Here is a 23568-nt window from a genome sequence, read left to right on the forward strand (position 1 = left end):
CCGGGCCGCGGGCGGCCGGATCGTGGGAGGTCACGTCGCCGGCCGGCGTCGTGGCGTCGTCAGTTGAGCTGCCGCTTGTCCCACACCTTGGGCAGGTCCCAGACCTCGGACACGTCCCAGACGGGCACGCGGTCGAAGACCCGGGACTCGTCCCAGACCTCGGGGAGGCGTCCGGGCGTGAACGCGTCCCACACCGTGAGGCCGTCCCACACGTCGTGGGCGTCCCAGACCCTCAGGCCGTCCCAGACCTCGAGGGGCTCCTCCGCGGAGTCCCAGACCCGGTAGGCGTCCCAGACCTCCAGCGCGTCCCAGACGTCGAAGGCGTCCCAGGTCTCGTAGTGGTCCCAGACCTTCAGGTGGTCCCAGACCTCCTGCCGGTCCCAGACCGTTGGGTCGCGGCCGAGGGCGACGCCCGTGGAGATGACGGACACAGTCATTTCGCGATCCCTTTCCCTTCTGTTTCCCGTTCGACTTCCTTGCGTTGAGTCAACTGTGCGCCCCGGCACGGTCCCTGTTCCAGATGGACGACGTTCAGGAAGTTGTCCGCGAAGAACCGCTTCCTGCCAGCGGCACGCTGGACCTTTCGGCGCGCACGTTATTCAATGGCGCTTCGCGGGGCACGGAGCGTACGGTCGGGCGCGTGGACGGCGTGCGGACAGGGTGGCGGGCCGTCCGACGGAAGGAATCCACCACATGATTCACATGCCGGGGATGGCGGTCACCGACCACCACTTCAGCGTCCCGCTCGACCACGCCGACCCGGGCGGGCCCGGCATCACCGTCTTCGCCCGCGAGATCGCCGACCCGGCGCACGTCGGGCAGGACCTGCCCTTCCTGCTGTACCTCCAGGGCGGCCCCGGCGGCAAGTCGCCCCGCCCGCCGCGCCCCGACGGCTGGATGACCCACGCGCTGCGCACGCACCGCGTCCTGCTGCTCGACCAGCGCGGCACCGGCCGCAGCACGCCGGTCACCGCCGCGACCGCCGCCCGCCTCGGCGACGACCTGGCCGCCTACCTGCGCCACTTCCGCGCGGACGCGATCGTCGCCGACGCCGAGCACATCCGCCGCGCCCTGTGCGGCGACCGTCCGTGGGAGACGCTCGGCCAGAGCTACGGCGGGTTCATCACGCTGACCTACCTGTCGAAGGCCCCCGAGGGGCTGCGCGCCTGCTACGTGACCGGCGGCCTGCCCGGCCTCGCCGCGACGGCGGACGAGGTCTACGCGCGCACCTACCCCCGCGTCAGGGACAAGGTCGAGCGCTACTACGCGCGCTACCCCGGCGACGTGGCCACGGTCGCGGCCATGGCCGCCCACCTCGCCGAGCACGACGTGCGGCTGCCCGACGGCGACCGGCTCACCGTGCGCCGCCTCCAGACGCTCGGCATGGCGCTCGGCATGAGCGACGGCGCGGAGCGGCTGCACTGGCTGTTCGACGAGGCGTGGGACGGCGCGGCGCCGTCGGACACCTTCCTGCGCCAGGTCATGGCGCTGACCGCGTTCGCGGACCAGCCGCTGTACGGAGTGCTCCAGGAGGTCATCTACGCCCAGGGCGGCACGCCGACCGCCTGGGCGGCCGAGCGGGCGCTCGCCTCGCGCCCGGAGTTCGCGCCCGGGGCCGAGCCGCTGCTGTTCACCGGCGAGATGTTCTACCCGTTCATGTTCGAGGAGTTCAGCGGGCTGCGCCCCTTCGCCGGGGCCGCCCGCGCGCTGGCCGAGGCGCGGGACTGGCCGCCGCTGTACGACCCCGGGCGGCTGGCGGCCAACACGGTGCCGGTGGCCGCGATCGTGTACCACGACGACATGTACGTCGACGCCGAGCTGTCGTTGCGCACCGCCAGGTCGGTGGGCAACCTGCGGCACTGGGTCACCAACGAGTGGGAGCACGACGGCGTGCGGGCCTCCGGCGACCGGGTGCTGTCCCGCCTGATGGACCTGGCGGCGGGACGCCTCTGACCGGCCGCCCGGGGCCGGTGGCGGCCCGCCCGCGTCCGTGTCGAACGGAGCACGGCCGATATTCGCCCGGACTTCACCTCAGGGCTATTTGAGTCCGTATATTTCGTGGAAAATAACCATATAGCGGTGCCCACCTGGCGAGGGGCGGTTCGGATGGGCGACCTGGACGTGGCTTCCCCGGCCGCGCCGGCCGGTCACGACGTGCGCGGATCGTGCGCGGACGACGGGACACTGGCGGCGCTGATCGGCGCGCTGGGCGAGAAGGGGATCAAGGTCCGGGTGCTCGACCGCGCCCGGCACCCCGGCGACGGCGAGCCCGCGGTGCACACGGTGTACGTCGAGTGCGAGCTCGACGGCACCCTCTCCTGGGGCACGGGCGTGGGCGCCAACGACGCCGTCGCCTTGTGCAAGGGCGTCGCGAGCGCGCTCGGCCGCGCCTACCCCGCCTGAGCGCCGTCGGGTCGCTCCGGCCCCCGCCGGGCGCCGCCTCCTATGACGAGGAAGACGACGACGGCCGCCAGGCACAGGAACGCGGACGCGGAGAGGCCCGCCACGCCGAACCCGTGGACGGCCGCCTCGGCGGGTTCGCCCGGACGGGCCCGCAGGTGGCCGGCCGCGGCGGTCGCGGCGACCGTGCTGAGCAGGGCGGTGCCGAGCGAGGCGCCGATCTGCTGCGAGGTCATGACCATGGCTCCGGCCACGGCCGTGTCGGCGCCCGCGCCGAGCGTCGCGGTGCTGTTGGCGGTGACGAGCAGCCAGCCGCTGCCGAGTCCGACCAGGAGGAACACCAGCAGCACGCCCGGCCGGTAGCCGCTGTCGGTGCGCAGCGCGCCGAGCAGCGCGAGTCCCGCGGCGACCGTCAGCAGACCGGGGCAGAGCAGCAGCCGCACCGGCACCCGCGCCATGAGGGGGCTCACCAGCCGCCCGCCCGCCATGAGCCCGGCGGTGAGCGGGAGGTAGGCGAGGCCCGCCCGCACCGGCGGATAGCCGAGCACGTTCTGCAGGTAGAAGGTGAGGAAGAACAGTGCGGCGAAGATGCCCGAGGCCACGCCGAACACCGCGAGGTAGGACCCGCCGCGGCGCCGGTCGAGCACCACCCGGAGCGGCAGCAGCGGCCGCGCGGCCCGCGCCTGCGCCAGAACGAACGCGGCCAGCGTGAGCAGGCCCAAGGCCAGCGCGCCGAGCGTCACCGCCGCGCCCCAGCCGTCGGTCTCGGCCCGGGCGAAGCCGAACACCAGGGCCATCAGGCCGGTGGTGGCGAGCAGCGCCCCTGTCACGTCGAGGCGCACGCCCCCCGCCCGCGGGGCGGGGCGGACCGCGTAGAGCACTCCGGCGGCGGCGAGCCCGGCGATGGGCAGGTTCACGTACATGCACCAGCGCCAGTCCAGGTGGTCGGTGAGCAGGCCGCCCAGCACGACGCCGAGACCGGACGAGCTGCCCATGACCGTGCCGTAGATCCCGAACGCCCGGCCGCGCTCGGCCGAGCCCTCGCCTGAGCCGGACACGGGGAAGGACGCGGCGAGCGTGGCCAGCACGGACGGCGTCAGCAGCGCGCCGAAAACGCCCTGGAGCGCGCGCGAGGTCAGCAGCATCGCCGGACCGGTGGCCGCGCCGCCGAGGGCGGAGGCGAGGGCGAAGCCGGTCAGCCCGAACAGCAGGGCGCGCCTGCGGCCGAGCAGGTCGGAGAGCCTGCCGCCCAGCAGCAGCGGGCCGCCGTACCCGAGCGCGAAGATCGTGACCACCCATTGGCGGGCGGGGTCGGACAGTTCGAGCGATCTCTGCACGGACGGCAGCGCGATGTTCATGACGGTCAGGTCCAGGCCGATCATGAGCTGGGCGACCGCGACCGCGGCGAGCGCCCACCAGCGCCGCGGGGCGGGGACGGCGGTGTCCGAGGGGCGCCGGGACGAGCCGACGGATGTGGTCATCGAAACCTCACAGGGGACGTCACAGGAAACCATTGGTTCGTCCAACGTTGGTCCGGCCAACGATAACAACATCCGTGGGCCGCGCCAACGAGTTTGGCTAGACTTCCGGCATGCGGAGAGCGCCCACCCGCCTGCGAGGCAAGCCGACCTGGCTGATCAACAAGATCTCGCTGCACGCCCAGCGGCTGATCGCCGAGGCCGTGGCCCCTCTCGACGCGCGCGCCTACCACTTCGCGTTGCTGGCCGCGCTGGAGGAGTACGGGCCCGCGAGCCAGGCCGCCCTCGGTCACCGCTGCGCGATCGACCGCAGCGACATGGTGGCCATGGTCAACGAGCTGGCCGAGCAGGGCCTGGCGGTGCGGTCCCCCGACCCGGAGGACCGGCGGCGCAACGTCATCACCATCACGCCGGCGGGCCGGCGGCGCCTCGCCGAACTCGACGCGGCCCTCGCGGAGGCCCAGGACCGGCTGCTCGCCCCCCTGTCAGAGGCCGAGCGCGGCCGGCTCGCGGACCTGCTCGGCCGCGTCCTCGACCATCACACCCCGCCCTGAGGCCGCTCGCCGGCGGCTGGTGCGACCTGTCGGCGAGGGGACCCGGGGGAGTGGGGTAGCCGTTCGGAGATCGCGGCGGAAGTATTCTCTTGGGTGCAGGGTAATTAACCTCACTAAGGAAAGCGTTTCAGCTAGCCAAGGGAAATGGGATGGGATACCAATGGCGGAGAAGTCCCGTTCGCAGCTGCTCGCCCTGGTCCACGAGGCGATACGTGCCTACACGGCCGGCGCCGTGCTGCACAGCCAGGCCGTGGCCGACCGGCTCGGGTTGAACGCCACCGACTCCCGCTGCCTGGACATCCTGCGCCGCACCGGCCCCATCACGGCCGGCCAGGTCGCCGAACTGACCGGGCTGACCACCGGCGCGATCACCGGGGTCGTGGACCGCCTGGAGAAACCCGGCTACGTCCGCAGGGTCAGGGACGAGGAGGACCGGCGCCGCGTGATCATCGTGCCGGTCCCCGAGGAGGAGCTGCCCATCGACGCCTGCCTGCGGGACATCGGCCGCCGCCTGGAGGAGTTCCTGCGCACCTACACCGACGAGCAGCTCGCCGTGATCCTGGACTTCCTCAGCCGGTCCGCGGAGATGGCGCCCAGCGGGATCACCGCCATCCGCGACAAGGCCGCCCGCCTGACCTCCCCGGCGACCTGACCTCCGCGGCGGTGCCCCGCCCGTGCGGCCGGGGCCGCGCCCGGTGCGGGGCGGTTCCGTGGCGGGACGGGGGACAGCCACGAGCCCGCGGCCGGCCGCTGTCCCCCTGAGCGCGGCGACGGCTGAGCCCGGCCCGAACGCGCTGCGCGGCACCCGGCCGGCGTTCCATGACGGAGCCCGCCGCGGGTGACCGGCCGTCGCACGCCCCCCCGATCACCGTCCTCCCCGTGCGCGGGTGTGCATAGCACCAGGTCATACGCATAAATCAGCCTATTGACGGCATGAGTTGTACTGTGGAAATCGTTGTACTCCTACAACGATCGTGGAGGGCCGTGACCGCACCCAGCCGCCGCAGGCGGACGCTGATCCTGTTGATCTGCTGCATGAGCCTGCTGATCGTCGGGCTGGACAACACGATCGTGAACGTCGCCCTGCCCGCCATCGAGCGCGACCTGCACGCCCCCGTCTCCGGCATGCAGTGGACGGTCGACGCCTACATCCTCGTGCTCGCCTGCCTCCTGCTGCTGTCCGGCTCCACGGCCGACCGCATCGGACGGCGCCGCACCTTCCAGCTCGGCCTGGTGATCTTCGCGGTGGGTTCGCTGCTGTGCGGGCTCGCCCCCAGCCTCGGCTGGCTGATCGCCTTCCGGGTCCTCCAGGCGATCGGCGGCTCCATGCTCAACCCGGTCGCCATGTCGATCATCACGAACACCTTCACCGACCCCCGCGAGCGGGCCCGCGCCATCGGCCTGTGGGGCGGTGTGGTCGGCGTCAGCATGGCGCTCGGTCCCGTCGTCGGCGGCGCCCTGGTGGACACCTCCAACTGGCGCGCGATCTTCTGGATCAACGTGCCCGTCGCGATCGCCGCGATCGTGCTCGCCGCCCTGTTCGTCCCCGAATCCCGTGCGCCGCACCCCCGCCGCATCGACCCGGTCGGGCAGATCCTGGTCATCCTGGCGCTCGGCTCGCTGACGTACGGCATCATCGAGGCGCCCGGCCTCGGCCTCGGATCCCCGCCGATCATCGCGTCGTTCACCGTGGCCGCGGTCTCGTTCGCCGCCTTCCTCGCCTACGAGCCCCGGCGGCGCGAACCTCTCATCGACCTGCGCTTCTTCCGCAGCGCCCCCTTCTCCGGCGCCTCGGCCATCGCGCTGTGCGTGTTCGCCGGGTTCGGCGGCTTCCTGTTCCTCAACACGCTCTACCTTCAGGACGTGCGCGGCCTCTCCCCGCTGTCCGCCGGCCTCTGCACGCTGCCGATCGCCGCGATGGCCGTGGTCTTCGCCCCCCTGTCGGGGAAGCTGGTCGGCGACAGGGGCCCGCGGGCGCCTCTGGTCATCGCGGGGGTCGCCATCTGCGCCGGCGGGCTCATGCTCACGCCGCTCACCGCGCACACCCCGCTGCCGTGGCTGCTCGCCGCCTACGCCGTGTTCGGCCTCGGGTTCGCCATGGCCAACGCGCCCATCACCAACACCGCGGTCTCCGGCATGCCGCGCGCACAGGCCGGGGTGGCGGCGGCCATCGCCTCCACCGGCCGCCAGGTCGGGCAGTCCTTCGGCGTGGCGATCGCCGGATCGGTGCTGGCCTCCGGCCTGGCCGGATCGTCGCACGCCGGGTTCGCGCACGCCAGCCGGGCCGGGTGGTGGATGGTCGCGGGGTACGGCGCCATGGTGCTCGTCCTCGGCCTGTTCACCACGGGCAGGTGGGCGAAGGCCACCGCGGAGCGCACCGCCTCCTGCCTGATCGCGGACGGCGTCCGGCCCCAGGCCGTGTCATGACCGATCCCAGCACCCCGGGCACGCCCGGCGTCCCGGAGGAGGCCGGAGACCTCGCCGCGCGCGTGTGGCGCGAGATGCGGGCGATGGTGCTGGACCTGCACGACCGCCGCAGACAGGTCTGCGCCGCGCTCGGCATGAGCTTCATCAGGGCCAAGGCCCTGCGCCGCCTGGCCGCCGGGCCGGCGACGCTGCGGCGGCTGGCCGCCGACCTGGCCACCGACGCGCCGTACACCACCGTGATCGTGGAGGATCTGGTGCGGCGCGGGCTGGTCGTGCGCGAGGTGGACCCGGGCGACCGCCGCCAGAGGATCGTCACGATCACCGAGGCGGGCGCGCGGGCCGCGGCGCTCGCGGACGCGATCCTGAGCGAGCCGCCCGCACCGCTGCGCGCCCTCGACCCCGCCGACCTCGCGACCCTGCACCGCGTCCTGCGCACCCTCACCGGCCCGCACGGCCCAGGCGGTGTGGCCGGCCCGGACGGCTCGGACGACCGGGACGGCGCGGACGTTCCCCGTGATTCGGATGGTCCGCCGACCCCGCTCAGTGGTCGCGGTGGGTGATCAGGTGGGCCAGCGCGCGCAGTTCGGTGGCGGCCCCGGGCGTGGGTGAGGCCGCCGCGAGGTGGCCCAGGGCCTCGCGCAGCAGCTCGCCGGCCTGCTGCGTGCTCCAGGCGCGCCCGCCCGCCAGCTCGATCAGCTCGGCGGCGCGCACCAGGTCCGGCCCGGCGGGCGGCTCCTCCCTGCCGTACAGGGCGGCCAGCTCGTCCCCTGCCGGGGACCCGGAGGACAGCGCGGCGACCACGGGCAGCGACTTCTTGCGGTTGCGCAGATCGGAATGGATGGGCTTGCCGGTGACGGCGGGGTCGCCCCAGATGCCGAGCAGATCGTCCACGAACTGGAACGCCAGGCCGAGGCGGTCGCCGAACGCCCGCAGGCGCTCCACCCGCTCGGGCGCGGCCCCGCCGAACAGCGCGCCGAGCGCGCAGGAGGCCCCGAGGAGCGCGCCGGTCTTGGACTCGGCCATGCTCAGGCACTCCTGGAGGCTGACGTCGCCGCGCGTCTCGAAGGAGGTGTCGGCGCCCTGCCCGTCGATCAGGTCGAGGACGGTCGCGCCGAGCAGGCGGCCCCCTTCGGGGGCGGCGGGATGGCCGCTGGCGGCGAGCACGTCGAAGGCGAGCGCGAGCAGGGCGTCACCGGCCAGGATCGCCGGGCTGACCCCGAACAGGCTCCACGCCGTCGCCCGGTGCCGCCGGGTCAGGTCGCCGTCCATCACGTCGTCGTGCAGGAGCGAGAAGTTGTGCACCAGCTCGACGGCGACCGCGGCGGGCACGGCCGTGCCGGCGTCCGCGCCGACGGCCTCGGCGGACAGCAGGGCCAGCGCCGGGCGGACGGCCTTGCCCCCGCCGCCCACGGCGGCGGCGCCGTGCCGGTCCAGCCAGCCGAAGTGGTAGCCCGCGACGCTCCGCATCGACGGGGGCAACGACTCGACGGCGCCCCGCAGCGCCGGACCGGCCTGGTCGCGGCTCCAGGCCAGCACTTCGTGTGCCTGACGCCCCGTGGTGGTCACTTCGACCATGCGCGCCCCTTCCCGCCCGGCACGCCCGGGAGGCCGGGTACGCCGGGAAAGCTTGTCGTGGACTTCATCACACGCGCCCGGGCCGATCGCTGCCATGTCATCGCGAACCTGGTGCCCTCACTGAGCGGCTGAAGTGGCCGGGCGCGTCCCGTTCTCCTGACGGCCGGGCCGGTCAGTGGCCGATCTCGACGTTCTCCAGGATGCCGAGGGCGTCGGGGACCAGGACCGCCGCGGAGTAGTACGTGGAGACCAGGTAGGAGACGACCGCCTGCTCGTTGACGCCCATGAACCGGACCGACAGCCCGGGCTCGTACTCCTCCGGCAGGCCCGTGTACCACAGGCCGATCACGCCCTCGTCCTCCTGCCCCGTGCGCATGACCAGGATCGACGACGTGCGGCTCTCGCTGATCGGGATCTTGTCGCAGGGCAGCAGCGGGACGCCGCGCCAGGACGCCACCGTCCGGCCGTCGACCTCGGTGGTCTGGGGGTAGACGCCGCGGCGGCTGCACTCGCGCCCGAACGCGGCGATCGTCAGCGGATGGGCCAGGAACAGGTGCGACCGCCTGCGCCGGCAGAGGAGCTCGTCGAGGTCGTCGGGGGTTGGGGGGCCGGTGCGGGTGTGGATGCGTTGTTTGAGGTCGGCGTTTTGGAGGAGGCCGAAGTCGGTGTTGTTGATGAGTTCGTGTTCTTGGCGTTCGCGGAGGGCTTCGATGGTGAGGCGGAGTTGTTGGTGGGTTTGGTTCATGGGGTGGTTGTAGAGGTCGGCGATGCGGGTGTGGATGCGCAGGATGGTTTGGGCGACGGAGAGTTCGTATTCGCGGGGGGTGGTTTCGTAGTCGACGAAGGTGCCGGGGAGGTGGGGTTCTCCGGTGTGGCCTGAGGTGATGGTGATGGCGGCTTCGCCGTGTTTGTTCTGGGGGTGGCGGGGGGTGTTCTGGTGGTTTTGGAGGTGGGTGGCGAGGGTGAGGTTGATGGCGAGGAGTTGTTGGAAGTCTTGGCGGGTGAGGGTGAGGGTGGTGGTGGGGGTGACGGCTTGGATGGTGTGTTCCCAGGTGGCGTCGCCGGTGGTGGTGAGGGTGTGGTCGCCGTAGTGGTCGCCGTCGGCGAGGGTGGCCAGGATGGTGTTGTCGCCGTAGGGGCCGGTGCCGATCTTGTTGACTTTGCCGTGGGCGATGAGGATGAGGCGGTCGGCGGGTTGGCCGGTTTGGGTGATGGCTTCGCCGGTTTGGTGGTGGTTTTGGGTGAAGCGTTGGGCGAGGGCGTGGAGGGTGTCGTCGTCGTCGAAGTGGCGGAGGAGGGGGAGTTCGCGGAGTTCTTGGGGGATGACGTGGATGTCGGTGCCTTGGCTGGTGAAGCTGAGGCGGCCGTCGCCCAGGGCGTAGGACAGGCGGCGGTTGACGCGGTAGGTGCCGCCGCTGGTGTGGATCCAGGGGAGCATGCGCAGCAGCCAGCGCGAGGAGATGTTCTGCATCTGGGGCTGCGATTTGGTCGTCGTGGCCAGGTTGCGGGCGGCCGCGGTGGCCAGTGCCTGCTGGGCCTGGTTCTCGCCCGGCGTCATATCGGTTGTCTCGGTCACAACCCACACCACCAATCCGTGGAAAGGACAAGGGAAGGACGCCGTGGCGCGGGCCCGGTGCGGGCCCGCGGGCGGCGTCGGCGGTCGTGGCTCAGTGGCCGATCTCGACGTTCTCCAGGATGCCGAGGGCGTCGGGGACCAGGACGGCGGCCGAGTAGTAGGTGGAGACCAGGTAGCTGATGATGGCCTGGTCGTTGACGTTCATGAAGCGGACCGACAGGCCGGGCTCGTACTCGTCGGGGATGCCGGTCTGCCACAGGCCGATGACGCCCTGGTCCTGCTCGCCGGTGCGCATCAGCAGGATGCTGCTGGTGCGGCTGTCGGTGACGGGGATCTTGTTGCAGGGGAGCAGCGGGACGCCGCGCCAGGAGGGGATGGCGTGGCCGTGCAGGTCGGTGCTCTGCGGGTAGACGCCGCGGCGGCTGGCCTCGCGGCCGAACGCGGCGATGGTGAGCGGGTGCGCCAGGAAGAACGCCGGCTCCTTCCACACGGTCGCCAGCAGGTCGTCGAGGTCGTCGGGGGTTGGGGGGCCGGTGCGGGTGTGGATGCGTTGTTTGAGGTCGGCGTTGTGGAGGAGGCCGAAGTCGGTGTTGTTGATGAGTTCGTGTTCTTGGCGTTCGCGGAGGGCTTCGATGGTGAGGCGGAGTTGTTGGTGGGTTTGGTTCATGGGGTGGTTGTAGAGGTCGGCGATGCGGGTGTGGATGCGCAGGATGGTTTGGGCGACGGAGAGTTCGTATTCGCGGGGGGTGGTTTCGTAGTCGACGAAGGTGCCGGGGAGGTGGGGTTCTCCGGTGTGGCCTGAGGTGATGGTGATGGCGGCTTCGCCGTGTTTGTTCTGGGGGTGGCGGGGGGTGTTCTGGTGGTTTTGGAGGTGGGTGGCGAGGGTGGGGTTGATGGCGAGGAGTTGTTGGAAGTCTTGGCGGGTGAGGGTGAGGGTGGTGGTGGGGGTGACGGCTTGGATGGTGTGTTCCCAGGTGGCGTCGCCGGTGGTGGTGAGGGTGTGGTCGCCGTAGTGGTCGCCGTCGGCGAGGGTGGCCAGGATGGTGTTGTCGCCGTAGGGGCCGGTGCCGATCTTGTTGACTTTGCCGTGGGCGATGAGGATGAGGCGGTCGGCGGGTTGGCCGGTTTGGGTGATGGCTTCGCCGGTTTGGTGGTGGTTTTGGGTGAAGCGTTGGGCGAGGGCGTGGAGGGTGTCGTCGTCGTCGAAGTGGCGGAGGAGGGGGAGTTCGCGGAGTTCTTGGGGGATGACGTGGATGTCGGTGCCTTGGCTGGTGAAGCTGAGGCGGCCGTCGCCCAGGGCGTAGGACAGGCGGCGGTTGACGCGGTAGGTGCCGCCGCTGGTGTGGATCCAGGGGAGCATGCGCAGCAGCCAGCGCGAGGAGATGTTCTGCATCTGGGGCTGCGATTTGGTCGTCGTGGCCAGGTTGCGGGCGGCCGCGGTGGCCAGTGCCTGCTGGGCCTGGTTCTCGCCCGGCGTCATATCGGTTGTCTCGGTCACAACCCACACCACCAATCCCTGAAGCAATGAACGGGGGACAAGGGATCCATCGGATTTACTCGGCCGCGAAGGCCGTGCGCAGTGAGTTGATGCCGTCGGCGCCATATCGCCGATTTCCGCCGGCGTGTGACCGGCGGACGCCCCGGTGGCCGGACGACGGACGGGTGCGATTCCGTGTCGCCGGTCGCCGCCTTACAGAGGTCGATCGAGAAAGACGTACGCCAATTGCCGGACGATACTTCCGGCTGTTCGTCGTGCTCGGGGGAGTGACTTTATCGAGAGGGGGGTGACGGGCGGTCTTTCGATGCTGCGTATGGCGCCGGACCGCTGTAATTATGCGGTGCCGATCTTTCGCGTGTCAATTCCGTGTCCGCCGCCCGCCGGGCTGCGGCCCCCGATATTCGGATTGCCCGGTAAAGCCGGGTGAGTCAGTTATTTCTGAACACTCCCCTGCATTTCACTGTTGTATGGTCAAATGCCGCTTCTCCCGCTGTCGGGGAACGCCCGTGACGGCCCCGGGGCACGGCGAAGAGGCGCCCGCCGCCCGGGAAGCGTAGGCTCGGGAAGGACGGCCCAGGTCCGCCCGGGAGGCGCCGGCGGTGCACACATCCGCGGCGCAGGTGCGCAGGGCGGCCCGCATCAGAGCACGTTGGGGGCCACCCATGTCCGACCACCTGTTCCGCGACCGCAGGGACGCGGGCCGCGCGCTGGCGGGACTGCTCGACCGCTACCGGGGCGAGCCGGCGCTCCTCGTCCTCGCCCTGCCGCGCGGGGGCGTCCCCATCGCCTACGAGGTGGCCAGAACCCTCGGGGCCCCGCTCGACGTCTTCCTCGCGCGCAAGCTCGGCGTGCCCGGCCAGGAGGACCTGGCGATGGGCGCGGTCGCGGGCGACGGCGTGCTCGCGCTCAACGACGACGTCATCCGGGGCCTGGCCATCCCCGCCGAGGTGGTCGAGCACGTCGCCGACTGGGAGGGCCGCGAGATCCCCCGGTGGGAGCGGCACTTCCGGCAGGACCGCCCGGCCCCGGCGATCGAGGGCCGGGTGGTGATCCTCGTCGACGACGGGACGACCACCGGGGCCGGCCTGCGCGCCGCCATCAAGGCGCTGCGCCGGCGGCGTCCCGTGCGCGTCGTGGTCGCCGTCCCCGCCGTCGCGGAGGCCACCTGCGAGGAACTGGCCGCCGAGGCGGACGAGGTCGTCTACGCCACCACCCCCTCGCCGTTCTTCGCCGTCGACCAGTCCTACTGGGACTTCGCCGAGGTCACCGTGGAGGACGTGCGCGACCTGCTGCGCGCCGCCGCCGAGTCGCTGCCCGCCAGGGCCTCGACGCCGCTGCCGGGGGAGATCACGGCGGTCCGCGCGGAGGCGCTCCCGACCCAGGACGGGGTCCCGCACGCGGACGCGCTCGCCGACCTGGTGGGGGACGCCCGCCTGGTGCTCATCGGGGGCGCCTCCCACGGCACCCACGAGTTCTACGCGGCCCGCGCGGCCATGACCCGCAGGCTCATCGAGGACAAGGGCTTCTGCGCCATCGCGATCCAGGCGGACTGGCCGGACGCCTACCGGGTCAACCGGTACGTCCAGGGGCACGGCAACGACGCCACCGCCGAGGAGGCGCTGCGCGGCTTCCAGCGCTTCCCGGTCTGGATGTGGCGCAACGTGGTGGTGCACGACTTCGTCCAGTGGCTGCGCGACCACAACGACAGGGAGGCCGAGGAGCGCGGGGACAAGGCCAGGTTCTACGGGCTGGACCTGTACGGCATCCACAAGGCGATGCGCGAGGTGGTCGCCCACCTGGACCGGATCGACCCGTCGGCGGCGGCCCGCGCGCGGGAGCGCTACGGCTGCTTCGACCACCTGGGCAGCGGCGAGGCCCAGGCGTACGGGTTCACGGCGGCCTGCGGGGCCGGGGACGCCTGCGAGAGCGAGGTGATCGGCCACCTGGTGGACCTGCGCAGGCGGGTGCCGGAGTCCGAGCGGCGGCAGGGGCTGCTCGCCGAGGACGAGCTGTTCTACCCCGACCTGAGCAGGCGCGCGCTGGAGTCGGCGCGGGAGTACTACCGCTCGATGTTCTCGGGCCGCATCGCGGCGTGGAACCTGCGCGACCGTCACATGGCCGACACCCTGGACGCGATCCTGGAGAACCTGTCCCGGCGCAGGGGCAGCCCGGCGAAGATCGTCGTGTGGATGCACAACGCGCACGTCGGCGACGCGCGCGCCACCGAGGCGGCCTGCCGCGGCGAGATCAACGTCGGCGGCCTGGTGCGTGAGCGGCACGGCGAGGACTGCCGCCTGATCGGCCTCACCACCTACACGGGGACGGTCACCGCGACCGGACGCTGGGAGGGCCCCGCCGAGCGCAGGTGGCTGCGGCCCGCCCTGCCCGACAGCGTCGAGGAGCTCTTCCACGAGGCGGGGGAGAAGGAGTTCCTCACCGCGTTCCGCGTCGCGCCGCGCACCGGGGACGTGCTGGGCTCGGCGCGCCTGGAGCGCATGGTCGGCGCGGTCTACCGCCCGCGCTCGGAACGGCGCAGCCACTACTTCCGCGCCCGCCTGCGCGACCAGTTCGACGCCGTCATCCACATGGACGAGACCCGGGCCGTGGAGCCCCTGGACGGCAGGGCGCACTGGAGCGAGGGCGAGCTTCCCGAGACCTATCCGGCGCGGGCCTGACCGGGCCGCGCCCGGGACGAGGAGGACCCGATGGCCGTCACCGAAAGCATCCAGATCCCCGCCGCCGGGGTCGCCCTCGGGGCGGACGTCGTCGTGCCGGCCTTCGCCCACGGGGTCGTGGTGTTCGCGCACGGCAGCGGCAGCGGCCGGCACAGCCCCCGCAACCGCCGCGTGGCCGCCGACCTCCAGGTCGCCAACCTGGCGACCGTCCTGGTGGACCTGCTGACCCTCGAGGAGGAGCGGGTCGACGCGGTCACGGCGGGGCTGCGGTTCGACATCGGGCTGCTCGCGGAGCGGGTGATCGCCGTGACGGACTGGGTGCGCGGGCACGGGCCGACCGCCACGCTCGGCGCCGGCCTCTTCGGCGCCAGCACCGGCGCGGCGGCGGCGCTGGTGGCGGCGGCGGAGCGGCCCGCCACGGTGCAGGCCGTGGTGTCGCGCGGCGGGCGCCCGGACCTCGCGGGCGACCACCTGCGCGGGGTGACCCAGCCGACCCTGCTGATCGTCGGCGAGCTGGACCCGGTGGTGATCGAGCTGAACCGCGAGGCGCGTGAGCTGATCCCCGGGGAGACCTCCTTCGCCGTCGTGGCGGGCGCCACGCACCTGTTCGAGGAGCCCGGGGCCCTGGAACAGGTGGCACGCCTGGCCCGCGACTGGTTCGTCCGGCATCTGCGGAGCGTGCCGCGTCCCCAGCCGCACCCCTGGGAGTGACCACCGGAAGATCGTTGATCGGACACCCTGGGCGTACCGGGGTGAGACCGCCTAGGTGTGGCGATCAACCCTTTACTCCATGTTGTCCCGCTTAGGGTGTCGGTCCGCTGCGTACGCACCGTAGCCTGACGACTACGGTACATAACGGAGCGTACACATGCCTGTGACATCGAGCACGCGCCTGGCCGTCGGCGAGGCCTTCGCCCGGCGGGACGCCGCGGGACGCCGGTTGGCGGAGGACGCCGAGCGCATCGCGCGAGCGTGCCGTGACATGGCGGCGCGGTTCCACCGGGGCGGAAAGCTGATCGTCTTCGGCAACGGGGGCGCGGGCACGGACGCCTCGCACGTCGCGGTGGAGTTCATGCACCCGGTGATCGTGGGCAAGCGCGCGCTTCCGGCCATGGCCCTCGGCAACGACGCCGCCACGGTCACCGGCGTGACCGCCCGCGAGGGGTTCGCCGAGGTGTTCGCCCACCAGATACGCCACTGGGCCGACCCGGCGGACATCGCGCTCGGGATCTCGCCCGACGGCGCGTGCGCCAATGTCCTGCGCGGGCTGGAGACGGCCCGCGAGCTCGGCCTGTACACGATGGCGCTGCTCGGCGGCGACGGCGGCGCGGTGGCGCGGAGCCCCGCCGTCGACCAGGCGCTCATCGCCAGGTCCTGCGACCCGGCGGTGGTGAAGGAAATCCACGTCACGACCTACCACGTGCTGTGGGAGCTGGTCCATGTCTTCTTCGCCCAGACCGTCCCGCCCGGGTCCGCCGGGTCCGAGACCGGTGAACCCGAGACCTCCGCGCGCACGGCGGGACGCGCCGGGCGCGCGTCCGAGGGCGATGGTGACCGCGATGTGGAGGCGGTGAGATGAACGAGCGCGTGAACCGCCTCGCGGACGCCTGCCTGACCTGCTCGGACGAGGCGCTGCCCGCCCGGGTGGTCCGGCCGTCGGGGCCGGGCCTCGCCGTGGTGGAGATCGAGGGCGCCGAGGAGGAGGTCAGCGTCGCGCTGGTCGACGCCGGGCCCGGCGACACCGTCCTCGTGCACGCCAAGGAGGCCATCGCCGTCATCACCAGAGGCGGCGCACGCGGGCACGGGCATGGCGGGCAGGGCGGGCAGGGCGGACATGGCTGAGGAGACGCGCCCGCAGGTGGTGCGCCGGCTGTACCCGTTCCTGTACGGCGGCCCGGCCGCGCGCGGGGACGAACCGCCCGGGGACGGCGACCAGGCGCGCCGCGCGGACGGGCACGCGGTCTGGTCCACCGAGGTGAAGGCCGACGAGATCGTGCGCCTGCGCCGCCAGGTCGGAGACATGTACGCCGACCGGCTCGCCGCGTGCGCCGAGCAGATGGCCGAGCGGTTCGCCGCGGGCGGCAGGCTGTTCACCTTCGGCAACGGCGGCAGCAGCACCGACGCCCAGGACATGGCCACCTGCTACCTGAACCCGCCCCACGGCCGGCCGCTGCCCGCGCTCTCGCTCACCACGGACGTCGCCGTGGTGACCGCCCTGTCCAACGACGTCGGCTTCGACATCGTCTTCGCGCGCCAGATCGCGGCCCTCGCGCGGCCCGGCGACATGGCCGTCGGTCTGTCGACGAGCGGCGGCTCGCTCAACCTCGTGCACGCGTTCCAGGAGGCCGGCCGCCGGGACATGCTGACCGTGGGCCTGGCCGGCTACCAGGGCGGACGGCTGGCCGAGCTGGCCGAGCTCGACGTGCTCGACCACCTGTTCGTCGTCCCCTCCTCGTCGGTGCACCGCATCCAGGAGGCGCAGACGACCGTCTACCACGTCCTCTGGGAGATCACCCAGCAGGTCCTCGGCTCCGCGGCCGCGGCGCGGCCGCCGGGGGCCGCCCTGCGATGAGCGGAGCCGCGCGGCTCCGGTGACCGCAGGCGATCGAGGCCGGCCGAAGGGCCGGGAGAACGGGGAGAAGGGGGAGGCGGTATGGCGACGACGGCGAAGCAGACGGGGAACGCGACGCGGGAGCGGGACGAACCCGTCGTCCACATCCTCTGGATCAACGCCGGGATGAGCTGCGACGGCGACTCGGTCGCGCTCACCGCGGCGCTCCAGCCGCCCATCGAGGACATCGTCCTCGGCGCCCTGCCCGGGCTGCCCAAGGTGGAGGTCCACTGGCCGCTGATCGACTACTGCAGCGGGCCCATGCAGGGCGCCGACGCCATGATCGAGTGGTACTTCCTGGCGGCCGAGGGCGGCCTGGAGCCGTTCGTGCTGGTCGTCGAGGGGTCCATCCCGAACGAGTCGATCAAGCAGGAGGGCTACTGGTCCGGGTTCGGCAACAACCCCGAGACCGGACAGCCGATCACCCTGCCCGAGTGGCTGGACCGGCTCGCGCCGGAGGCCACGGCGGTGATCGCGGCGGGCACCTGCGCGACGTACGGCGGCATCCACGCCATGGCGGGCAACCCGACCGGCTCGATGGGCCTGGCCGACTACCTCGGCTGGGAGTGGCGGTCCAAGGCGGGCATCCCCATCGTCAACGTGCCGGGCTGCCCGATCCAGCCGGACAACATGTCCGAGACCCTGCTGTACCTGCTCTACCAGCTCAACGGGCAGGCGCCGATGATCCCGCTGGACGAGGCGCTGCGCCCGACGTGGCTGTTCGGCAAGACCGTCCACGAGGGCTGCGACCGGGCCGGGTACTACGAGCAGGGGCAGTTCGCCGTCGAGTACGGCTCGCCGCTGTGCCTGGTCAAGATCGGGTGCTGGGGGCCCGTCGTCAAGTGCAACGTCCCCAAGCGCGGGTGGATGAACGGGATCGGCGGCTGCCCGAACGTCGGCGGCATCTGCATCGCCTGCACGATGCCCGGCTTCCCGGACAAGTTCATGCCGTTCATGGACGAGCCGCCGGGCGCCCGCGTGTCCTCGACGGTCAGCACCATGTACGGCGGCGTCATCCGCAGGCTGCGCGACATCACGCTCAAGACCGTCGACAAGGAGCCGAAGTGGCGGGCCAAGGGCCGCGCGCTGCTCACCGGATACAAGGCCCCGTGGAGCTGAGATGACCACCTCGAAGGAGCGGAAGAGCGACCTGGTCGAGATGGCCTGGGACCCGATCACGCGCATCGTCGGCAGCCTGGGCATCTACGCCAAGATCGACTTCGCGCAGAAGAAGGTCGCGGAGTGTCACAGCACGTCGTCGATCTTCCGCGGCTACAGCATCTTCATGAAGGGCAAGGACCCCCGCGACGCCCACTTCATCACCAGCCGCATCTGCGGCATCTGCGGCGACAACCACGCGACGTGCTCGGTCTATACGCAGAACATGGCCTACGGCGTGCGCCCGCCCGCGCTCGCCGAGTGGATCATCAACCTCGGCGAGTGCGCCGAGTACATGTTCGACCACAACATCTACCAGGAGAACCTGGTAGGGGTCGACTACTGCGAGAAGATGGTCCGCGAGACCAACCCCGGCGTCATGGAGCTCGCCGAGCGCACCGAGTCGCCGCACGCCGCCGAGCACGGCTACCGCACGATCGCCGACATCATGCGCTCGCTCAACCCGATGGAGGGCGAGTTCTACCGCGAGGCGCTGGTGATGAGCCGCCTGTCCCGCGAGATGTTCTGCCTGATGGAGGGACGGCACGTCCACCCCTCGACGCTGTACCCCGGCGGCGTCGGCACGGTCGCGACCGTGCAGCTCTTCACCGACTACCTGACCCGGCTCATGCGCTACGTCGAGTTCATGAAGAAGGTCGTGCCGATGCACGACGACCTGTTCGACTTCTTCTACGACGCGCTGCCCGGCTACGAGCAGGTCGGACGGCGCCGCGTGCTGCTCGGCTGCTGGGGCGCGCTCAACGACCCCGCGTACTGCGACTTCACCTACGAGAACATGAACGCCTGGGGCCACAAGATGTTCATCACCCCGGGCGTCATCGTCGACGGCAGGCTCGTCACCAACGACCTGGTCGACATCAACCTCGGCATGCGCATCCTGCTCGGCAGCTCCTACTACGAGGACTGGCAGGACCAGGAGCCGTTCGTCACCCACGACCCGCTCGGCAACCCGGTCGACATGCGGCACCCGTGGAACCAGCACACGATCCCGCGCCCGCAGAAGCGCGACTTCAAGGACAAGTACAGCTGGGTGATGTCGCCGCGCTGGTTCGACGGCGAGAACATGCTCCCGCTGGACACCGGGGGCGGCCCGATCGCCCGGCTGTGGTCGACGGCGCTGAACGGCAAGGTGGACATCGGCGTCGTGAAGGCCACCGGCCACAGCGTGCGGATCACGCTGCCGAAGACGGCCACGCTGCCGGAGAAGACCCTGGAGTGGTCGATCCCGCAGTGGAACGGCGAGCCGCTGTCCAACACGCTGGAGCGCAACCGGGCCAGGTCCTACTTCCAGGCGTACGTCGCCGCGTGCGCGGTGTACTTCACCGAGCAGGCCCTCGACGAGGTCAGGCGGGGCCACAGTCAGACGTGGGAGCCGTTCGAGGTGCCGGACGAGGCCATCTCCTGCGGGTTCACCGAGGCCGTGCGCGGCGTGCTGTCCCACCACATGGTGATCAGGAACGGCAGGATCGCCAACTACCACCCGTATCCGCCGACGCCGTGGAACGCCAGCGTCCGCGACAGCAACGGCGTCCCCGGCCCGTACGAGGACGCCGTGCAGAACACGCCGATCTTCGAGGAGAACCCGCCGGGCGACTTCAAGGGGATCGACATCATGCGCACGGTCCGCAGCTTCGATCCCTGCCTGCCCTGCGGGGTGCACATGTACCTCGGCGGCGGCAAGGAACTGCGCAAGATTCACAGTCCCCATGCGTTCGGTGCGAGCTGAGCCGCGCGGCGCCGCGCGCCGTGAGGACGGGCCCGCGCTCGACGTGCGGCGGGCGGGCGAGCGCGCCGAGGCGCTGATCGACGAGCTGGCCGCGCTCGCCGACCCGGGTGCCAGGGACAAGGCCGAGGAGCTGGTGCGCCTGCTCGTCGGCCTGTACGGCGCCGGGCTGGAAAGGATGCTCGGCGCCGTGGTGGAGTGCGACGCGGCCGAGGTGCTGCGCAGGTTCACCGCCGACGAGGTCGTCTCCGGCCTGCTCGTCCTGCACGACCTGCACCCGCTCGGCACCGACGAGCGCGTCCGCGCGGCGCTGGACGGCGTGCGCGGGCGCGTCGGGGACGGCGTCGAACTGCTCGGCGTGGACCGCGGCGGCGGGCAGGACGTCGTACGGCTGCGGATGGCCGGCCAGGGGTGCGCCTCCACGCGGGCCGCGGTCGCCGGGGCCGCCGAGCGCGCGGTCCTGGCCGCCGCGCCCGAGGTGGCGCGCGTGGAGGTCGAGCAGGCGGCCGAGGCGCGGCCGCTGCTGCAGATCGGGCGCAGGCCGCCCGCGGAGCCCGCGCCGTGACCGCCAGGCCCGCGGGCCCGCCGGGGCTGCGCCGCTTCCGCGAGCCCCCGCCGCCGGAGACGCCCCGCTGCGAGATGTGCGCCGAGCCGCTGGAGGAGCGGCACGGCCACGTGGTGAACGTCCAGACCAGGGCCCTGCTGTGCACGTGCAGGGGCTGCTCGCTGGTCATGCCCGGCAGCGGCCCGGGGGCGCGCTACCGCGGCGTGCCCGAGCGCCACCTGCTCCTTCCGGGGTTCCGGCTGACCGCGGCCGACTGGGAGGCCCTGCAGATCCCGGTACGCGCCGCGTTCTTCTTCCCCCACTCGGTGCTCGGCCGGTACGTGGCCTTCTACCCGAGCCCCGCGGGCGCCGCCGAGTCGCTGCTCCCGTTGGACGCCTGGGACGACGTGCTCGCCGCCAACCCCGAGGCGCCCCGGCCGCTGCCGGACGTCGAGGCCTACCTCGTCGACCGGGGCCCCGAGCGCCTCACCTGCCACCTGGTGCCGATCGACGCCTGCTACGAGCTGGTCGGGCTCGTGCGCCTGCACTGGAAGGGGTTCCACGGCGGCCCGGAGGCGTGGCGGGCCATCGACGGCTTCTTCGCCGAGATCCGCGCCCGCGCGGAGGCCGAGGCCGGGGTCTACGGGGAGGGCCGTCGTGCCTGAGACACGGGAGACGCCCGCCGGGTCCGAAATCGGGTTCCGGTGCCTGGGCGTGCGCGCCGACCCGCACGCGGCGTCCCCCACGCTGTGCTTCCGCCTCGGCGTCCACGAGCCCGTCGGCGAGTCGGTGCACGCGATCGCGCTGCGCGTGCAGATCAGGATCGAGCCGGCGCGCCGCCGCCACGACCCCGCCGAGAGCGAACTGCTGGCCGACCTCTTCGGGCACCCCTCCCGGTGGGGCGACACGCTCAGGCCCTTGCAGTTCGCCACCGTCTCGCTCATGGTGCCGCGGTTCACCGGCTCCACCGAGGTGGACCTGCCCGTCCCGTGCAGCTACGACCTGGAGGTCGCCGCGGGCAAGTACTTCGCCTCGCTCGACGACGGGGAGGCGCCCCTGCTGCTGTTGTTCAGCGGCACGGTGTTCGCCAGGTCCGGCGAGGGGTTCACCGTGCGCCAGGTGCCGTGGCACTGCGAGGCGCGGCAAGGGCTGCCCGTGGCGGTGTGGCGGGAGCTGATCGACCGCTACTTCCCCGGCAGCGGCTGGCTGCGCCTGCACCGCGACACGCTGCGCGCGCTGCAACGGTTCAAGTCCGACCGCACCCTCGCCACCTGGGACGAGACGGTCGAAGCGCTGCTGAAGGAGGCGCGCCGATGAGCGTGGCCATGGACAACGCCCGCAAGGTCGCCGACGCCGTCCTGTACGAGGGCTACCTGCTGTACCCGTACCGGGCCTCGGCCGCCAAGAACCGGGTGCGCTGGCAGTTCGGGGTGCTCGTCCCGCCCGCCTACACCGCGACCTCCGAGCCCTCCTCCAGCGTGACCGAATGCCTGCTCGACGGCGCGGCCAACGCGCTGGTGCGGCTGCGCCTGCGGTTCCTGCACGTCAAGGAGCGCCGGGTGGAGCGCGCGGACGGCGGCGGCTTCGTGCCCGTGGACCGCCTGGACACCGGCGAGCGCAGCCATCTGACCTTCGACGAGGCCACCGAGCGCGAGGTGGAGCACGTGCTCGCCATGCCCGCCCTGCTCGGCGTGGAGCGCACGGTGACCGTGCGGGTGCCGGGGGACCGGTCCGAGGAGGCCGTCCTGTCCGGCGCGGGGGAGCCGCTCGGCCGGGTGGTCTGCGAGCACCGGCCGCTGCACGCCGTGCTGGACGTCACGGCCGAGGCCGGCGCCGGCCCGCACGGGCTGGTGAAGCTGCGCGTCCGCACGCGCAACCTCACCGGCTGGACGGGCGACGGCACGCGCGATCAGGCGCTGCGGCGCTCGCTGGTCGCCGCGCACCTGCTCATCGGCGTCACCGCGGGCCGGTTCCTGTCGCTGTCGGACCCGCCGGAGTGGGCGCGCCCGGCCGCGCGGGGCTGCGTCAACGAGAACACCTGGCCGGTGCTGGTGGCCGGGCCCGGCGGGCGCGACGCCGTGCTGTCCTCGCCGATCATCCTGTACGACCACCCGCGCGTCGCCCCCGAGAGTCCCGGCGACCTGTGCGACGCCACCGAGATCGACGAACTGCTCCACCTGCGCACCCGGACGCTCACCGAGGAGGAGAAGCGGGAGGCGGCGGCCACCGACCCGCGCGCCGCCGAGATCGTCCGCCTGGCCGGCGAACTGCCGCCGGAGATGATGGAACGCCTGCACGGCGTGATGCGCCACGAGCCCGCGACACCGTGGTGGGACCCGGCCGCCGACGCCGCGGTGTCGCCGGACACCGACACCGTGACCGTCGCCGGCGTCGAGGTCGCCAAGGGCAGCCGGGTGCGGCTGACGCCGGGCCGGCGGCGCGCCGACGCCCACGACATGTTCCTCGCGGGCAGGACCGCGCGCGTGGAGGCCGTCCTGTCCGACGTGGACGGCGCGCCCCACCTGGCCGTGACGCTGGAGGAGGACCCCGGGGCCGACCTGCACCGCTCGCACGGCCGCTACCTGTACTTCGCGCCGGACGAGGTCGAGCCGCTCGCGGAGCCTTCGGGGAAGGGGAGCGCGTGAACGTCCTGGTGGCCGGGGTGGGCAACGTCTTCCTGGGCGACGACGGCTTCGGCGTCGCGGTGGCGCGGCGGCTGGCCGGCGCGGACCTGCCCGCCGGGGCCGTGGTGCGCGACTTCGGCATCCGCGGCGTCCACCTGGCCTACGAGCTGACCGGCGGCGCCTACGACGGCGCGGTCATCGTCGACGCGGTCGCGCGCGGCGGGCGTCCGGGCACGCTGTACGTGCTGCGGCCCGAGCCGGCCGAGGCCCCGCCGGTGTTCGCCGACGCCCACGACATGACCCCCGACGCCGTGCTGGCGCTGTCGTCCGCCCTCGGCGGCGCGCCCGGGCGGGTGCTGGTCGTCGGCTGCGAGCCGCGCGACCTCTCGCCCGGCATGGACCTGAGCCCCCCGGTGTCCGAGGCGGTTGGCCCCGCCGCGGACCTGGTGCTCGAACTGGTCGCGGACCTGGCCGAGGAACCGGCCACGGAGAAGGTCGCGGAAAAGATCGCGGAACGGAGAGCCGCGGCGCCGTCCGGCGCCGCGCGGAGGGAGGACCACCATGCTGAAGCGTCTCGTGATGATCTCGGCGCTGGTCGCGGCCGGCGTCATGGTCTACCAGTCGATTCCGGACATCAAGCGGTACATGAAGATCCGGAGCATGTGACCGGCGCGGGCATGTCCCAGGAAACGGGGGTGAACTGA

Annotated in this window: 23 protein-coding genes; 18 read left to right on the top strand and 5 right to left on the bottom strand. The window is 72.4% G+C overall.

The window, feature by feature from the left end; all coding sequences use genetic code 11:
• Nucleotides 1–59 precede the first annotated feature (59 nt).
• Nucleotides 60–437 (bottom strand): hypothetical protein, encoded by a 378-nt coding sequence (locus BJ981_RS19485; RefSeq protein WP_184612743.1) that lies wholly within the window; start codon nt 435–437, stop codon nt 60–62.
• Nucleotides 438–693: 256 nt separating this feature from the next.
• Between BJ981_RS19485 and BJ981_RS19490 the strand changes: the two genes are divergently transcribed.
• Together BJ981_RS19490 and BJ981_RS19495 are read left to right on the top strand one after the other, a co-directional pair.
• Nucleotides 694–1953 (top strand): alpha/beta fold hydrolase, encoded by a 1260-nt coding sequence (locus tag BJ981_RS19490; RefSeq protein WP_239139237.1) that lies wholly within the window; start codon nt 694–696, stop codon nt 1951–1953.
• Nucleotides 1954–2106: 153 nt separating this feature from the next.
• Entirely contained in the window at nt 2107–2403 is a 297-nt protein-coding gene (locus BJ981_RS19495; RefSeq protein WP_184612744.1) for a hypothetical protein, read from the top strand.
• Here the strand turns inward: BJ981_RS19495 and BJ981_RS19500 are convergent.
• Nucleotides 2391–3881: an MFS transporter gene (locus BJ981_RS19500; RefSeq protein ID WP_184612745.1), complete on the bottom strand. Its 1491-nt coding sequence runs from the start codon at nt 3879–3881 to the stop codon at nt 2391–2393. The genes BJ981_RS19495 and BJ981_RS19500 overlap by 13 nt on opposite strands.
• A gap of 110 nt (nt 3882–3991) precedes the next feature.
• Here BJ981_RS19500 and BJ981_RS19505 point away from each other — a divergent pair, with 110 nt between their 5' ends.
• The 4 genes from BJ981_RS19505 to BJ981_RS19520 all read left to right on the top strand — a co-directional run bounded on the left by BJ981_RS19505 (nt 3992) and on the right by BJ981_RS19520 (nt 7419).
• A complete protein-coding gene (locus BJ981_RS19505) occupies nt 3992–4432 on the top strand; it encodes a MarR family winged helix-turn-helix transcriptional regulator (protein WP_184612746.1) in 441 nt (146 codons plus the stop codon).
• Between the two features lie 160 nt (nt 4433–4592).
• Nucleotides 4593–5084: a MarR family winged helix-turn-helix transcriptional regulator gene (locus BJ981_RS19510; protein ID WP_184612747.1), complete on the top strand. Its 492-nt coding sequence runs from the start codon at nt 4593–4595 to the stop codon at nt 5082–5084.
• A gap of 332 nt (nt 5085–5416) precedes the next feature.
• Complete coding sequence (locus BJ981_RS19515) at nt 5417–6859, top strand: MFS transporter (protein WP_184612748.1); 1443 nt, start codon at nt 5417–5419, stop codon at nt 6857–6859.
• Nucleotides 6856–7419: a MarR family winged helix-turn-helix transcriptional regulator gene (locus BJ981_RS19520; protein WP_184612749.1), complete on the top strand. Its 564-nt coding sequence runs from the start codon at nt 6856–6858 to the stop codon at nt 7417–7419. Before BJ981_RS19515 ends, BJ981_RS19520 begins: the two co-directional genes overlap by 4 nt.
• Here BJ981_RS19520 and BJ981_RS19525 read toward each other — a convergent pair.
• The 3 genes from BJ981_RS19525 to BJ981_RS19535 all read right to left on the bottom strand — a co-directional run bounded on the left by BJ981_RS19525 (nt 7400) and on the right by BJ981_RS19535 (nt 11490).
• Complete coding sequence (locus tag BJ981_RS19525) at nt 7400–8434, bottom strand: family 2 encapsulin nanocompartment cargo protein polyprenyl transferase (protein ID WP_184612750.1); 1035 nt, start codon at nt 8432–8434, stop codon at nt 7400–7402. The two genes, BJ981_RS19520 and BJ981_RS19525, sit on opposite strands and share 20 nt — an antisense overlap.
• Nucleotides 8435–8606: 172 nt before the next feature.
• Complete coding sequence (locus tag BJ981_RS19530) at nt 8607–9992, bottom strand: family 2B encapsulin nanocompartment shell protein (RefSeq protein WP_184616244.1); 1386 nt, start codon at nt 9990–9992, stop codon at nt 8607–8609.
• Nucleotides 9993–10101: 109 nt separating this feature from the next.
• Nucleotides 10102–11490, bottom strand: a complete 1389-nt coding sequence (locus BJ981_RS19535; protein ID WP_184616245.1) for a family 2B encapsulin nanocompartment shell protein — start codon at nt 11488–11490, stop codon at nt 10102–10104.
• Nucleotides 11491–12170: 680 nt separating this feature from the next.
• Here BJ981_RS19535 and BJ981_RS19540 point away from each other — a divergent pair.
• The 12 genes from BJ981_RS19540 to BJ981_RS39770 all read left to right on the top strand — a co-directional run bounded on the left by BJ981_RS19540 (nt 12171) and on the right by BJ981_RS39770 (nt 23568).
• Nucleotides 12171–14183 carry an erythromycin esterase family protein gene (locus tag BJ981_RS19540; RefSeq protein WP_184612751.1) on the top strand — a complete coding sequence of 671 codons (2013 nt, stop codon included), beginning with the start codon at nt 12171–12173 and terminating at the stop codon, nt 14181–14183.
• A gap of 30 nt (nt 14184–14213) precedes the next feature.
• Entirely contained in the window at nt 14214–14894 is a 681-nt protein-coding gene (locus tag BJ981_RS19545; protein ID WP_184612752.1) for a dienelactone hydrolase family protein, read from the top strand.
• 157 nt (nt 14895–15051) lie between these two features.
• Complete coding sequence (locus BJ981_RS19550; RefSeq protein ID WP_184612753.1) at nt 15052–15762, top strand: D-sedoheptulose-7-phosphate isomerase; 711 nt, start codon at nt 15052–15054, stop codon at nt 15760–15762.
• Nucleotides 15759–16025, top strand: coding sequence for a HypC/HybG/HupF family hydrogenase formation chaperone (locus tag BJ981_RS19555; protein WP_184612754.1), 267 nt, complete (start codon nt 15759–15761; stop codon nt 16023–16025). The genes BJ981_RS19550 and BJ981_RS19555 overlap by 4 nt, the downstream gene beginning before the upstream one ends.
• Complete coding sequence (locus BJ981_RS19560) at nt 16018–16755, top strand: D-sedoheptulose-7-phosphate isomerase (protein ID WP_184612755.1); 738 nt, start codon at nt 16018–16020, stop codon at nt 16753–16755. The genes BJ981_RS19555 and BJ981_RS19560 overlap by 8 nt, the downstream gene beginning before the upstream one ends.
• A gap of 81 nt (nt 16756–16836) precedes the next feature.
• Nucleotides 16837–17913 (top strand): NADH-quinone oxidoreductase subunit B family protein, encoded by a 1077-nt coding sequence (locus tag BJ981_RS19565; protein WP_184612756.1) that lies wholly within the window; start codon nt 16837–16839, stop codon nt 17911–17913.
• Between the two features lies 1 nt (nt 17914).
• Nucleotides 17915–19699 carry a nickel-dependent hydrogenase large subunit gene (locus BJ981_RS19570; RefSeq protein WP_184612757.1) on the top strand — a complete coding sequence of 595 codons (1785 nt, stop codon included), beginning with the start codon at nt 17915–17917 and terminating at the stop codon, nt 19697–19699.
• On the top strand, nt 19689–20261 hold the full coding sequence (locus BJ981_RS19575; RefSeq protein ID WP_204070666.1) for a NifU-related iron-sulfur-binding protein: 573 nt from the start codon (nt 19689–19691) through the stop codon (nt 20259–20261). The genes BJ981_RS19570 and BJ981_RS19575 overlap by 11 nt, the downstream gene beginning before the upstream one ends.
• Nucleotides 20258–20905: a DUF5947 family protein gene (locus BJ981_RS19580; protein WP_184612759.1), complete on the top strand. Its 648-nt coding sequence runs from the start codon at nt 20258–20260 to the stop codon at nt 20903–20905. Before BJ981_RS19575 ends, BJ981_RS19580 begins: the two co-directional genes overlap by 4 nt.
• A complete protein-coding gene (locus tag BJ981_RS19585) occupies nt 20898–21557 on the top strand; it encodes a DUF6084 family protein (protein ID WP_184612760.1) in 660 nt (219 codons plus the stop codon). Before BJ981_RS19580 ends, BJ981_RS19585 begins: the two co-directional genes overlap by 8 nt.
• The gene (locus BJ981_RS19590) at nt 21554–22885 is read left to right on the top strand and encodes a hypothetical protein (protein ID WP_184612761.1); all 1332 of its coding nucleotides are present in this window, start codon (nt 21554–21556) and stop codon (nt 22883–22885) included. Before BJ981_RS19585 ends, BJ981_RS19590 begins: the two co-directional genes overlap by 4 nt.
• Nucleotides 22882–23568 carry a hydrogenase maturation protease gene (locus tag BJ981_RS39770; protein WP_204070667.1) on the top strand — a complete coding sequence of 229 codons (687 nt, stop codon included), beginning with the start codon at nt 22882–22884 and terminating at the stop codon, nt 23566–23568. The genes BJ981_RS19590 and BJ981_RS39770 overlap by 4 nt, the downstream gene beginning before the upstream one ends.

Origin of the sequence: Sphaerisporangium krabiense (assembly GCF_014200435.1) — a bacterium.
GTDB classification, from domain to species: Bacteria; Actinomycetota; Actinomycetes; order Streptosporangiales; family Streptosporangiaceae; genus Sphaerisporangium; species Sphaerisporangium krabiense.